Raw genomic sequence first — 13,335 nt, 5'->3', positions numbered from 1 at the left:
CACTGTGCTTGAAGAGTGTGCCTCCAGGTTTTAACGACCAAGTTCAGCGGCGACGAATGAGCTAGAAACGCAATGAGAAGACTCTGTTCGTCGTTCCAACGACCGGTAGACCGTGCCACCTGGTTAGACCGTGCCGCAATGAAGATCTTTACAACTGCGATCGACCACTCCGCAATCGAAACCAACTCACCTTAAAAATTACAACGCCTCTCTGCCTGCCAGTAATTCATAGAACTCGTTCAATTTCCTGCGTAAAACGTCTTTCGGGATCAGTTTGATTTCGTATTCAGCGACAACAGTAGGACTAATTGAGCGGCTGAGTGCATATTCAACCACTTCGTTGTCTTTATCGCGACAGAGCAGAACACCAATGCTCGGATTCTCGTGAGGTTTTTTAACATCACGATCGAGCGCTTCGAGATAGAATTCAATCTGACCAAGGTATTCGGGTTGAAATTTATCGACTTTGAGTTCAAAGGCAACCAGGCTCTGGAGTTCTCGATGGAAAAAGAGCAAATCGATAAAGAAGTCACTGTTGCCAACTTGTAGACGATATTCCTGTCCTAAGAAAGTAAAGTCCCGACCGAGTTCTAGGATAAAATCTCTCAAGCAGGCGACAAGAGCAGTTTTCAGGTCGTTTTCAGAATGATTAGGCGGCAGATTGAGAAAGTCGAGGACGTAGCTATCGCGAAAGACTCCAGTAAGCGGTCTAGGATGGCTTGTTTGGGGAAGTTTAGCATCAGCAAGGCGAGTGCGCTCGAAGATGCCACTGCTGATTTGGCGATCTAGTTCACGGGTACTGTAGCGTTCAGTAGCAGCTAGTTCGAGATAGAAAAGGCGTTCGTCTTGAGTTTTACAACGAGATATGAGGATGGTGTGATGAGTCCAGCTTAATTGTGTCAGCAGTGCTGACACAATTTCAGAATCGGGATAAGTTTCGTAAAACTGGCGCATTCTATACAGGTTGCGTTTTTCAAAGCCTTTGATACCAGGTTCTTGAGCTTGAATGAACGCTGCAAGTTGTTCGATCGTTTTTTGTCCCCATTCGGATGCGGTCATGCGATCGCTGATATATTTTCCGATGCTCCAATAAAGTTTGATCAACTCCTGGTTTGTGGTGGCAAGAACTTTTTGCTGAGCCGATTGAATCAGGGTGAGAACTTCAGTAAATTGGGGCTGCAAAGGATATGTCATCAGTGATCAATTTCGTCAACTCGTGGATTAATTCTATTCCACTAAATGCTTAGGGACTTAATAAGAAATAACATCCCTGATTCTTTTACCCTCCCCTACCCGTTCCCTCTATCCACTGTTGCAGAACGTTCAAAAGGGTCTATTGGTGTGCCCTGGTGAAACACCAGAAGCGGTAGCGCAGACCGTTGGCGAAGCCTGCCGTAGCCATGGACACGCATTACTAATCTATTCAAACTGGGGACAAGTAATCGTCATGAGATCGTGACAGGCATTAATTGTAAAGGCTATTGGCGCTTGTCAAAGAGGTTGGCAATGCAAACGGGAATGACCCATGCATGGTTGAAGAAACAGGAATTGCCCTCAATTAAGTAACTTTGGAAGCAAGCCCAAGGTTACGCTTCAGTCAGCAGTGTTGTTTGCGCGGCGACCTGATCTGTCCATTGCGGACCCGCACGATGGGTGGTGTGGGAGGGGAGGGTTAAATTCTCTCCTCGGCCCGATTAGACTACCAGGCAATAATAAGTATAAATACTCCCTAATTTTTTGTTAATCTTAACAACTTCAAAATCCCTAGAAGCTTCCCGAACGTGCTATTCTAGTTTCTAGAGCACAAACATCGGTTAGCAGCATTTGTTCCTAGTATTAACAAGTTTTCGAGTTTTTCCTTTGACAGACTTCTCTCCGAAAATTTACTCTACATATCCTTCAATTTTTGGAGACAAGCTATGTCAATTTATGTAGGCAACCTGTCCTATGACGTTACTGATGCCGATCTGACTTCTGTATTTGCAGAGTATGGATCCGTCAAGCGAGTTCAGCTTCCCGTCGATCGTGAAACTGGTCGTATGCGTGGTTTCGGTTTCGTAGAAATGAGTGCGGATTCCGAGGAAACGGTTGCCATTGAAGCACTAGACGGTGCGGAGTGGATGGGTCGTGATTTGAAAGTGAATAAAGCTAAGCCTCGTGAAGATCGCGGCGGCGGCTCATTTGGTGGCAATCGTAGAAGCGGTAACAGCTTCTCTCGTGGCTACTAAATATCGAAGCTGAGGTAGTAGTCTGGCTGTAGAGGTCAGACCGAACGACAAGGGTTCAAGCATTTCTGCTTGAACCCTTTTTGGTTCTAACTCAGCAATTTGGGGCTGCTTAATTCATACCGCAAATCGGTCTAACGCAAAGTTCACCTGAGTGAGAGCCTTCACGATCGCTCTCAACTGCCACTATTTCTGCTTTCGCGGACGGGTTCCTGGGTTAATGAGCCAGTTACTTTTTTGACGGGCACTAGTCGTAAAGGCTATTGGCGCTTGTCAAAGACGTTGGCAACGCAAGCGGGAATGACCCATGAATGGTTGAAGAAATAGGGATTGCTCTCAATTAAGCAACTTTGGAAGAAACCCCAAGGTTACGCTTAAGTTATCAGTGTGGTTTGCGCGGTGACCTGATCTGCCTGTTGCAAACCCGCACGGCAGATGGTGTGGTAGGGGAGGGTTAAATTCCCCTCTTCGACCCGACTGGACAGCGTTTGCGACAAGCTAACAATACGATCTCAATCTATGCGTCCCAACCAACCTAACCACCATTTTGCTGTCTGACTTGCTGCAACAAATCTTGAATGGATAATACGGGTATAGGTGAACTCAAAAAACCTTGAGCATCACGGGTCACAATCGCTTCTAATCCTTGAGCAACTGCGCTAAAAATTTGAACAGCATCTTCAAAATCAGGTAAACCAGAGTTCAAAGCTGATTCCAGAACAACTCGATCAACCGGACAGATCATCATGGCAGCGAGTGTTTCTGAGACTGCTTGCCGCGCTTGCTCAATACTCTGGGTATGCCTACGTGAGATATAGAAAATATCCGTTAAAGTTGTCGCTGTCACGTAGGCAACAACTTCCTCCACATCGATCGCCTGAAATAGCAGTTCTGCATCTTGGAAAAAAGGCTCTCGTTGCAGCAGAAAATCTAGAACGATATTGGTATCAATTAAGACTCTCACTGAAGATACTTCTCCACCCGTCGCTCTTCCAGCATCGCTGCTACTTCTTCATCGGTTGGGGCGGGTTGGTCTGTTTTTAATAAGCCCCTCATTCGTCGAATTGCACTAGAGCGGTCAGACTGGGTCACGGGAGTATTTTGTAGGGATTCGATGATGGCAGAGATCAGTGCAAGGCGATCGCTGGGAGGCAGCTTAAAGACCTGTGCCTTCAGTTCTTGCGATAACATAGACGGCTCCTATTCTCAAAGGGGCTATCACTCAGTATGAGCGATCGTGACTGTTATGACCAGATGGATTTCCATATCACAAACGACTACCCACGAAACAATCTGAAAAGTCAATAGAATTTTGCATCACACAGATGGGTGAGAAACTATACGATCGCTCTCAACTGCCACTATTTCTGCTTTCGCGGACGGGTTTCTGGGTCAATGAGCCAGTTACTTTTTTGATGGGCATTAGTCGTAAAGGCTATTGGCGCTTGTCAAAGACGTTGGCAACGCAAACGGGCATGACCCATGAATGGTTGGAAGAAACAGGGATTGCTCTCAATTAAGCAACTTTGGAAGCAAGCCCAAGGTTACGCTTCAGTCAGCAGTGTTGTTTGCGCGGCGACCTGATCTGCCCATTGCGAACCTACATGGCAGGTAGTATGGGAGGGGAGGGTTAAATTCCCTCCTGATCAACATCTCACTTATTAATGATGGCTGTATTAATGCTTTAAAGGATTGAAGTAGGCAATTAAAAACTTTATGCCAGAAGATACGGGAATACTAAACAATATCCAAGCTACTCTACTGAAAATTTGATTGGTTAGCTTATTATTATTGCGTTCGAAATCTTCCACAGCATTTTGATCACCTTTAGTAATTAAAAAATTTGGATAGACTTCAAGCTTATCGATCAACCTGTCAATTGATTTTTCAATGCTACTACCTAGAAAAACTCCAATCGTGAAGATAGTCAACAAAAACGCTAAAACCGTTTGTAAAGCATTAATTGAAAGCTCTTGACCAATGCCAATGATGGGATATATGTATCCTGTGTAACTACATGTGATAAATAACAAAAGGGGTGGAAAAAGAAGTCGAATAAATTGACTTGCATCTTTTCCATATTTCTTTAAAAATTTCTGAGCAGCAATAGGTTCAGGTGCTTTTTTCAACCCTTTGTACCACTCATCTACAATAAAAAGCAATTCATTTGCAACTATATTATTTATAAAGTCAACTTTGCAAACACCAGGAGATTCTGCCTCCATTACCTCTGAAATGTCATCACTAGTAAAGATTAGTTGAATTATATCTTTAGGTGGTATTGCATTTCCAATTCTTACCTTCATTGAGTGAGGTTGTGGAGATTTATATTGTGGTAACTGAATAAGAATATTCCAACTAAGATTAAGTGCTTGAACTTTGTCATTCACTGTATTCCACTGCGCTCGTTCAAATTCAGCCCAAGTAGAAAACTCTTTAATCTTTTTATTAGACAGCTTGAAAGTTATTGATACAGTCTGCCCGAGAGTTTCATGATTTCCAAGTTTAGCTGCTACTTGTTCTTCAAGACTTCTAATATCTGAAAGCTCTACTATTTTCCCACCCTTTAGCAGGCGAATCTCTGTATCAGGTTTCGCGTTGTACAAATAAAAAAGAGCTTTAAAGTCATCAAGAGATCTAGATGCAATCGCTTCCGTTGAGTTTGGAACAATACTTCCAGTTTCCAATGATTGAGGGTCAGTCATAGTAGATATACGGTCAGGACTTTGTATAAAGTCTAACGTATCTCAACTAACTAAGCTGTGACTTTACGGAAAGTTGAATGTAGTATAACGCAAAGTTCATTTGCTGCGAGTTGATTTTGCTAAAACCACTGTAGCATTGCCAGTCAGGTGCAACGATCGGTTAGGCTAATGACAAAGTCTTTCTAGATTTTTACCGAAAAACGACTGCCCACGAAACAATCTGAAAAGCAGATCGAATTTTGCATCACACAAATGAGGGAGAAAATACACGATCGCTCTCAATTACCACGATCGTCATACAGGTCAGTAAGTTTCTGTTGGAGATGGCTGAAGATGGGCTGAAGGGTGAGGTTTATTGTGATGGGTCGTCTAGCTAACAGCAAAGCCATCGTATTGGCGGATGAAGGGAGAATGGTAGGCTAACACAATGTCTGTTTTGGGAATCCCTTGTTCCATCAGCTCGTTGGCCACCCCAACTTCTGTGCCATCATATTGAATCCAAATTTTTTCACCCTTCAGATCAATGTGAATCAAAACACCATACACGCGCTTTTTCTGGAGCCACCCGGCTCGCAGAACTTGGTAGCGATCGCGGTCTTGATCAAATAACACCTCCATTTCAATCTCACCATAGGCCGGTTGGATTTGACTATGGGCAAGTAGGATGCTTTGTACGATTTGTCGGTACTTTGCTATTTTATCCATTGGCTGATCCTCCGTTCTTCTACATCATAGATGAGTAAGCGAAGTTGGTATTCCTGAACGCCTTCTTGAATGAATCGAAGTCGGAAAAAATCATCGTAGGTTTGGAGCGGAACGGCCAGATAGAGAATTCGGGCGGGTTCTTGCGATCGCAGTGCTCTTCGATAATTGAGATATTGCCCAACAGCGGTATGAAACTCGGAAATGGCGGAGGGTTTGGTGAAGCTTTTGACTTCTACGGCAATTTTTTCAGTGTCACGCTGGGCGGCAAGGAGGCGTTCTGCACCGAGATCAATTTGCATTTGTACGTCACCATAATCCACAGGAAAGGGATCGTGAGTGATCTGCCAGCCCTCTGCGATGAGCGCATCTTTGACCACGTGATGGAATAAGTCCTTTGCCATCCCAAAAGTTGCCTCAATCTGTTTACCGCTGTCAATTTTAACGATGAAGGTTTAGCCCTTCTTGTCAATCCCCGCAGGCCATTCCCATCAACGAACCTGCGGGATTCCTCATGCTTCAGCCGTTATCGCAGCCGTTCGCGACTCAATATACTGATGTATTGCCCGTCGGAATGCACAATCTTCATCGGTTGACTCCAATGAATCCTGTCCGCGATCCGATGGGCATGGAATTGATTAATCGTGTCCTGCACGAACTCCTTGTGACCGATTAAGTGGATCTGTAAGCGTTGTTTCTCAGATTGAACCGAACGATCGCTCCGATCGCTAGAACCTTTCGTCATAATTGAGCTTCTCCTGTAGTGAATATCATCCCTGCTGCAATCTTGCTCCCTTCTCCTGTTTGCGGGAGAAGGGTCGGGGATGAGGGTATCTAAAGAAGCCCAAAAATTTAGAGCCACCCCGTTTGACATCACAAACAAGAGTGGCTCGATCGAATGTTAAAATTCTCAACAAGCCTCCTTGCTGTTCACGCAGCGAGGGGGAATAGCTACTTGGGCTTGTGACAGCAATCCCAGGTAGTGCCCTAAATTTTCAGGATCCCAGCGGCCCCGTGCTTCATACCAAACCGTCAATCGTAAACCCAACTGAAAGAAGGATGTCCACGGCGTCGCCTTGAGAAACTAGACTACGAATAAACCATCGGCACTGTCAATCCGTATCCCAAAAATCGATCGCGTATCATTAGATACCCGCATCCCCAAAGCATTGGGTACAGCCAGCAAACCTGACATCAAGAAAATTGTTGGGCATAAAATCCGGCATAACGACCATTGGCAGCTAATAACTGCTCGTGGTTGCCTGACTCGATAATTTGCCCCTTTTCCATCACCAGAATTCGATCGCTGCTCCGAACCGTCGCTAAACGGTGGGCAATGATAAACACCGTTCGTCCTTCCATGATCCGTTCCAGGGCTTCCTGCACCAGCGCTTCCGATTCAGAATCGAGGGCAGAAGTCGCTTCATCGAGAATCAGGATTTTGGGATTGAGCAGAACCGCCCGCGCGATCGCGATACGTTGCCGTTGCCCACCGGACAGGTTCACCCCACGCTCACCGACCCAAGTGTGGTAGCCCTGGGGAAACTGCATAATAAATTGATGGGCGTTGGCAATCTTAGCCGCTTCCTGCACCGCGTCTAAATCAATTTCCGTTTGACCAAAGGCAATATTTTGCGCGATCGTGCCCGAAAACAGCGTCGTCTCCTGGGGCACAATGCCGATCTGCCGCCGCAAACTGCGCAACGTCACCCGACGAATATCCATGCCATCAATCAGAATTTGGCCATCCTGCGGATCGTAAAACCGAGGCAGTAAGTTGACCAACGTCGATTTTCCAGCCCCCGAGGATCCAACCAGAGCAATCATATCTCCCGGTTCTGCCAACAAACTTAAATCCCGCAGCACAGGCCGATCGGGTTGGTAAGCAAAACTGACATTGACAATCTCAACTTTCCCAGAAACTTCTGGAAGGGGAACCGCCTGCGGATCCTCCATCACCGTCGGCTCGATGGCAATCAACTCATAGATGCGATCGACCGAAGCTTCCCCCTGCTTAAATTCGTTGTAGTTGCTAGCCAGAATATTAATCGGGTCAATCAGCATCGACACCGCCACACAGTAGCTACCAAATTGCTCCGGCTTCAGCGTTCCCTGGGAAATCAACCAAACCCCCAAGAAAAACAAAAAGCAAAAGGCTAACGCTTGCAAAAAACCCACCACGGGATATTCGATCGCCCGCAACTTATCCGTCACATACTTCGCTTGCCGATTCCGTTCCGCCTCTTCCGCAAACAGATCGATCGCATACTTTTCCGCAGCAAAGGCTTGGATCAAGCGAATGCCACTAAAATTTTCCACCAGCATGGAGGACAGGTCAGAAACCCGCCGCTGGCTGCGGTGGGACAGTTGCCGCATCTGTTCACCAAACCAGCCAATCAGCACCGCCATCAAGGGCGCAATAATCAGCGTCGCTAGGGTCAGTTGCCAACTGCGATAAATCATGAACCCCAGCACCCCAATCAATTGCAGGATACAAGGGACAAATTGATGGAACAGCTTGTTGATCACTTCCCCAATGCGATCGACATCCTCCGTCATCCGGTAGCTCAAATCCCCCGTTTTGGCCTTCTCAAAGTAGCTCAGACTGAGGGATTGCAAATGGGCAAAGGCATCCTTCCGGAGGTCAAAGGAAACGGCGAGGGCAGCCTTGGCCATCAGGGAATCCATGCCGAACTGAGCCACCTTCTGAACAGCCCAGATACTCGCGGCAAAAATCACCAGATCAATCACCTGGTTGACTTTACCGCGACCGATCGCGTCAAACAGAACTTCTGACTTTGCCGCCAAAATTGGCCAAATGGCACTAAAAATCAGAACGCAGACCATCGCTTGACCGATCGTCCGCCACTGGCGTCGCACATAGGGCAGAAGGTGCCAGTAATTTGAACGGTAGTTAGAACGCGCTTTCAATGGCGACTCGCCTTTCGCTCTTAAGTACGTTGGAATCCGAGACGGAATGACAGAGGCCATCGGAATGGCCGCAATCGTTGGGGATTGATTCACCTTTTTAGGCTAACCCCTCGCCCTAGGTAATGGCCTAAAACAATACCCAAGCCGACGACATCAGCCGACGACGCTCTAGCTCAGGCTGCTCTAAGCTTAGGTCGCTCTAGCTTAGGTCGCTCTAGCTCAGGTCGCTCTAACCCATAGCGATCGAGGGCATCGCGCCCTTATTACGCCAATACCCGCTGTCATTGGGGCAAAGGTTCACGCGATCGGTGTCAATCGCGCCAGTAACGATCGCCATTCTCCCATGCTTCTGATAAAAGTTTCGCGTTGGCCCCAAATGCTTAGCCGCAATGAGCGACTGGATCCCACAGGCAACCAAAGCAATTTCAGAACAATTTCAGGATGAACTCACCGTCTCAAACATAGATTGAACGCGGTTTAGAGTTGCTTTTTTGAACGCTGCTTGCGCCAGAGCCACACCCCAAAGGCGAGGAGTACAACCACTAGAACAATCTTAGAGACCGGTGCTAAATACTGATCGACCAACTCATAATTGGATCCAAGGATATACCCTGCATAGGTCAGCAGACTCACCCAAAGCGTCGTACCAACGGTTGAGTAAAGCATGAAGGATCCGATCGGCATTTCACTAATCCCCGCAGGTAGGGAAATCACCGTGCGCACACCCGGTACCAGGCGGCAGAGGAGAACCGTGACATTGCCATGGCGATAGAACCAGTGGTTGGCCCGATCGATATCTTCACCGGACATTCCCAGCCACTTGCCATAGCGATCGGCAAGAACACGCAGCCGAGGCTCTCCCAAAATCTTGCCCGCGTAGTACCAAGGCAGCGTACCCACCATGGTACCCAGCACCCCAGCCAGCACCACATATTGAAAATTCAAGCGACCTTCGTGGGCCGTAAACCCCGCCAACGGCATAATCAGTTCCGATGGGATGGGCGGAAACAGGTTTTCCAGGAACATCAGCAGGGCAATGCCACCATACCCCAATGCTTCCATCGTGCTCTTAATCCACTCCGCCATGACCACCTCATCTTGGTTAATGTCTGCAATACCCATCACTGCGTAACCCCGACAAACAGCCCTAACCCTAAAACCGGCTCGGTCTATTGTCAAACTCTATTCTCTTCACAAGTGCACTTTTAGTGACAGGATGTTTCCTCATTCGGCCATCCGATCTCTGCTAGCCACCAAACAAAACCTTCAGCTCATAAGCTCAAGCCAAGGAAATATCTGGGAAGCAGTGTAGGAAACGGGCCCTACAGGATTCGAACCTGTGACCGACCGCTTAGAAGGCGGTTGCTCTATCCACTGAGCTAAGGGCCCAACTGTCAAGCATCAAGACTTTTAAATGTCAATGCTATGAAATGTCAATGCTGTGAAATATCAACACTATGAAATGTCAATCTGTAAATAATGTCAATGCAGCCTCAGATCACTACAGCCTCAGATCACTACAGCCTCAGATTTGAAGTCGTCCAAACCTTCAGTAGAATGCCCAAGTAAATATCCCAACAGTGGGAGTTTCACCAGGGGAGAATTGCATGACCCCCTAAAATTTTAGTGCAAACTGGAAAATTTCGGATAGTGCCCCAGGGACATCCTTTCTCAGCGATCGGTCAATTTTGTCCCCAAGCCTCCCATTCATCCTAGTCAGGCCGACAAGTTGTGCTCCAATCAAAATTTCGGGCTATCTGTGTCAACCCGAACCTTTTGACATATAAAGTTAGTGTTGAACTCAGGTTGGAATTCTATTCGCTTGTCGATGACCCCTCCAAAACCTGAAGACATAGGGTTCCTCAGTGGGCTAAGTACCCTTCCTCTCCTGCTTTGTGCTTGAGTTTTGCCCCTTTTGCCCCAAGGCTGTGTGTACACTACAACTATTTCTGTGCACAATAGCCTCGGCAACTGCCGCCCGACCCTGACCTAAGATCAGCATTAGCCTTGCAGCGTTATGTTCATTTTGAAACGGCAGGATGTAGACATCTCAAGTGTCCAGCACCCTCGGAAAGATCAAAAGATCCCCATTTTGACTTATCAAGGGATGACTTTCCGATTGCTGAACGTCTTCCAAGCCACTCAGGAAGAGGAGGCTCGATCCCTATGGCGTGAGTTAACTGATAATCAGGGCAAAGCCTGCGTCTTACTTGAAGAACCCGAGCGCTACAGCATTTGGGGCAAGGTTCGTTTAGACCAGCTAACCAGTGACATTCCTGCGACGGGATCTTCCTCCAGCGGCGAGGGGGGTTCACCTTTGTTGGTACAAGCTTGCCTATTAATGCTTCAGTCCATGTACTTGGATATTGAAGATTTGATGGGTACCAAGCAAGGCAGTGCCTTTCAGCGGGACGTGATGGCGGTTTTCCAAAAGGGGCGATTTTCCCAAGCCGAAACCGCAGATGCTGTACAGCAACTACTCACTGCGGATCCGTTGAACAGTTTGCAACCTCCCCCTTGGCAAGAATCTCAAATGGTGCTGCTTTTGCAGGAGATGTATCGCTTGGGCAAGTCTTATTTTGGCAATACTGGATTTACGCGCAGTGTTCTAGATTCCTTGCAGGATTTATCCTCCCAAGAGCGTAAAGCCTTCTTGGACTGGCTGGGGAGTTCCCAAGCTGGGGCACTCTGGAAGTAAGCACGATAACTCATCCACATATCACCCACGTACCACTCGCATACCACCCGCATATCACCCGCAACGGAGGCCCCTGGGCTCTATCCCCTGCCACTTCAGGGAGTGGAGTTTATGCAAGGCTCAAGGTTATCTCGGCTCGCTCTCTCAGGATTGGGAAAATCGCTGAAAAAAACGATTCATTTAGAAAAGTCGTTGGATCGCACCGCCACCTTGTAACATAGCCTTGCACTCAGTTGCACCACTTCAGTTGCACCACTTTTGTCAGGAATTGCTCAAATCATCAACAGTCTATGGATAAGCCAGCCTCTCGTGGACTTTCTGTCCAAGCTATTCTCCTCTTTGAAATGCTCTGGGCCTTTGTAGCCCTCATGTTTTTCCTCTTGTTTGGCCCGAGGGGGGTCAATGCCACCCCTGAAACCGATAGCTTTTGGTATTGGTTCTATGGGGTGGGTACTGGGGTATTTGAGATTGGAGCCTTTGCAACGGCCTTCTTGCTGTGTTTTCGCAATGCCTTTAGCAACCAAGTTGTAAGTGGTCGGAAGGTTTGGTTGGGCATTGGCATTGGCATGTTGTGCTATGCGATCGGCGGCATTCTATTCACCTACTGGGAAACCGTACTGGGACGGACTGCTGATATTTCCCCAGGGGATATTTTCTACCTAGTCACCTATATTTCTCTGGGCTATGGCATGGTGACCGCTGTGGTCGATCGACGGCTGAATCTCGATCCAGGACAGTGGTTCATTGTCGTGGCGATCGGGGCGATCGGAGTGGCGGCAGGTGTGCTTGTCAGTGTCAAGGCGGATAGAGCAGAAGCTGCGGCAACCCAGAGCCATTTCTGGGAGATGCCACCGGCGATCGCGGCGACAGCCCCGGCTAGCTCAGATGGCACAGTGCATCCGCTCTTGGCACAGGCCACCACAACCAAGCCTAGTCCGACTGTTTCTGCCAAGCCACAAAAAGCGACCCCCAAAACAGCGGCAACGAGTTCTCCTACCAGCACTGCCAGCCCGAAAGCCACAAGCACGCCAGAAGCAAAGCCAGCGGACGCGGCACCGGGCCAAGAAGCAGAGAAAGAAGTCCCCGCTCCGGCTTGGGTTTTAACAGTGGAACAATTCCTCGGTCAATTTAAGAAACCGATCAATAGTTTCTACATTATTGCCGATGTATTTTTGTTGATTATTGCAACAACGTTGCTCTTGGCTTTTTGGGGAGGACGATTCTCACTCTCTTGGCGCATGATTGCCTTTGCCGCGTTTTCGCTGTACGTCGCAGATATGTGGTTCCGCTATAGCAGCGTAGATCCTAACTACAAGAGCGGTAGTTTGCCAGAAGTCGCCTGGGTCTTTAGCGGTGTGCTGTTCGGTTTAGGTGCTGCGTTGGAGTACGACCTGAGCCGATCGCGCCGAGGAAGTCGCAAGCGGGGCTAAGATTCCAGGTTGTCCAAGAGATGAAGAGGATTGGACGATGACTATTGTTGGATCTTGTTCAAGACATGGCTATTGATTGAAGCAATCCTGGAAGACAAACCCCAATCAAGACAAATCCAAATCGTCGTGAATTGAACGTGAATTGAAATGGTGCACTCTTTGCACCATTTTTTTGCGGTCAAGTCAGATTTTGCCCCCGAGGGGATGGAGAGTTCGATCGCGGGTTACTCCTGTCCAAACACCCAACGCCAGAGGGGATGTCGTCGGCCTTTGCGGCGGATCGCAATCGTCATTGCTTTCAGATGCTCCCGATCGCGCGGGGGCAATCCCCATAGGATATTGCGGCTTTGCCAGATCAGGACGCTCAGGGTCATCGCAATACAAAGAACCAGCCCGATCCCCGCGATCGGGTTAAAAATGAGGCCATATCGAACCGCTGACCAAGTGAAATAGTCCTGGATCAGTGCGATCGCCTTACGCAAACTCCACAGGCTCCAAGTGCCCAAAGTCAGCCACAGAAAAATAACAAACAGCCAACGTCCCACGACGGTTAATCGATGGAGACGATCGGCTGCTGCGTCCAAATCAAATTTGAGGTAATCAGGAACCTCAGACTCTGGCTGAAAATCTTCAGACATTCCCCG

At 47.9% G+C, this 13,335-nt stretch carries 15 protein-coding genes and 1 tRNA gene; 5 read left to right on the top strand and 11 right to left on the bottom strand.

Annotated elements, in window-relative coordinates; all coding sequences use genetic code 11:
• Window positions 1-198: 198 nt before the first annotated feature.
• Complete coding sequence (locus tag H6G21_RS15275; protein ID WP_190574291.1) at window positions 199-1,194, bottom strand: PDDEXK nuclease domain-containing protein; 996 nt, start codon at window positions 1,192-1,194, stop codon at window positions 199-201.
• A 725-nt stretch (window positions 1,195-1,919) separates the two neighbouring features.
• Between H6G21_RS15275 and H6G21_RS15270 the strand changes: the two genes are divergently transcribed.
• Window positions 1,920-2,228, top strand: a complete 309-nt coding sequence (locus H6G21_RS15270) for an RNA-binding protein (RefSeq protein WP_190574290.1) — start codon at window positions 1,920-1,922, stop codon at window positions 2,226-2,228.
• A gap of 532 nt (window positions 2,229-2,760) precedes the next feature.
• Here H6G21_RS15270 and H6G21_RS15265 read toward each other — a convergent pair.
• Together H6G21_RS15265 and H6G21_RS15260 are read right to left on the bottom strand one after the other, a co-directional pair.
• Window positions 2,761-3,189: a PIN domain-containing protein gene (locus H6G21_RS15265; protein WP_190574289.1), complete on the bottom strand. Its 429-nt coding sequence runs from the start codon at window positions 3,187-3,189 to the stop codon at window positions 2,761-2,763.
• Window positions 3,186-3,416 (bottom strand): hypothetical protein, encoded by a 231-nt coding sequence (locus H6G21_RS15260; protein ID WP_190574288.1) that lies wholly within the window; start codon window positions 3,414-3,416, stop codon window positions 3,186-3,188. The genes H6G21_RS15265 and H6G21_RS15260 overlap by 4 nt, the downstream gene beginning before the upstream one ends.
• Window positions 3,417-3,550: 134 nt before the next feature.
• Between H6G21_RS15260 and H6G21_RS15255 the strand changes: the two genes are divergently transcribed.
• Window positions 3,551-3,745, top strand: a complete 195-nt coding sequence (locus tag H6G21_RS15255; RefSeq protein ID WP_190574406.1) for a hypothetical protein — start codon at window positions 3,551-3,553, stop codon at window positions 3,743-3,745.
• A 156-nt stretch (window positions 3,746-3,901) separates the two neighbouring features.
• Here H6G21_RS15255 and H6G21_RS15250 read toward each other — a convergent pair whose 3' ends face one another.
• Complete coding sequence (locus H6G21_RS15250; protein WP_190574287.1) at window positions 3,902-4,930, bottom strand: hypothetical protein; 1,029 nt, start codon at window positions 4,928-4,930, stop codon at window positions 3,902-3,904.
• A gap of 239 nt (window positions 4,931-5,169) precedes the next feature.
• On the opposite strand from H6G21_RS15250, the gene H6G21_RS15245 reads away from it, so the two are divergent.
• The gene (locus H6G21_RS15245) at window positions 5,170-5,307 is read left to right on the top strand and encodes a hypothetical protein (RefSeq protein ID WP_190574286.1); all 138 of its coding nucleotides are present in this window, start codon (window positions 5,170-5,172) and stop codon (window positions 5,305-5,307) included.
• Here H6G21_RS15245 and H6G21_RS15240 read toward each other — a convergent pair.
• The 6 genes from H6G21_RS15240 to H6G21_RS15215 form a co-directional block, all read right to left on the bottom strand.
• Window positions 5,300-5,635 carry a XisI protein gene (locus H6G21_RS15240; RefSeq protein ID WP_190574285.1) on the bottom strand — a complete coding sequence of 112 codons (336 nt, stop codon included), beginning with the start codon at window positions 5,633-5,635 and terminating at the stop codon, window positions 5,300-5,302. The genes H6G21_RS15245 and H6G21_RS15240 overlap by 8 nt on opposite strands.
• Window positions 5,623-6,036 (bottom strand): XisH family protein, encoded by a 414-nt coding sequence (locus H6G21_RS15235; protein ID WP_190574284.1) that lies wholly within the window; start codon window positions 6,034-6,036, stop codon window positions 5,623-5,625. The genes H6G21_RS15240 and H6G21_RS15235 overlap by 13 nt, the downstream gene beginning before the upstream one ends.
• Window positions 6,037-6,158: 122 nt before the next feature.
• Complete coding sequence (locus H6G21_RS15230; RefSeq protein WP_190574283.1) at window positions 6,159-6,377, bottom strand: hypothetical protein; 219 nt, start codon at window positions 6,375-6,377, stop codon at window positions 6,159-6,161.
• A 449-nt stretch (window positions 6,378-6,826) separates the two neighbouring features.
• On the bottom strand, window positions 6,827-8,656 hold the full coding sequence (locus H6G21_RS15225) for an ABC transporter ATP-binding protein (RefSeq protein WP_347278028.1): 1,830 nt from the start codon (window positions 8,654-8,656) through the stop codon (window positions 6,827-6,829).
• 384 nt (window positions 8,657-9,040) lie between these two features.
• Entirely contained in the window at window positions 9,041-9,649 is a 609-nt protein-coding gene (locus tag H6G21_RS15220) for a DedA family protein (protein WP_190574392.1), read from the bottom strand.
• A gap of 230 nt (window positions 9,650-9,879) precedes the next feature.
• Window positions 9,880-9,952, bottom strand: a tRNA-Arg gene (locus H6G21_RS15215).
• Between the two features lie 628 nt (window positions 9,953-10,580).
• Between H6G21_RS15215 and H6G21_RS15210 the strand changes: the two genes are divergently transcribed.
• Complete coding sequence (locus H6G21_RS15210) at window positions 10,581-11,261, top strand: Npun_F0813 family protein (protein ID WP_190574282.1); 681 nt, start codon at window positions 10,581-10,583, stop codon at window positions 11,259-11,261.
• A 290-nt stretch (window positions 11,262-11,551) separates the two neighbouring features.
• Window positions 11,552-12,691 (top strand): hypothetical protein, encoded by a 1,140-nt coding sequence (locus tag H6G21_RS15205; protein ID WP_190574281.1) that lies wholly within the window; start codon window positions 11,552-11,554, stop codon window positions 12,689-12,691.
• A 224-nt stretch (window positions 12,692-12,915) separates the two neighbouring features.
• On the opposite strand, the gene H6G21_RS15200 is transcribed toward H6G21_RS15205, so the two are convergent.
• Window positions 12,916-13,329, bottom strand: a complete 414-nt coding sequence (locus H6G21_RS15200; RefSeq protein ID WP_190574280.1) for a hypothetical protein — start codon at window positions 13,327-13,329, stop codon at window positions 12,916-12,918.
• Between the last annotated feature and the right edge of the window lie 6 nt (window positions 13,330-13,335).

Source organism: Alkalinema sp. FACHB-956, from assembly GCF_014697025.1.
Classification (GTDB): Bacteria; Cyanobacteriota; Cyanobacteriia; order Leptolyngbyales; family Leptolyngbyaceae; genus Alkalinema.
The sequence above is the reverse complement of the archived record's forward strand: the minus strand, read 5'-3'. Positions and strand labels throughout refer to the sequence as shown.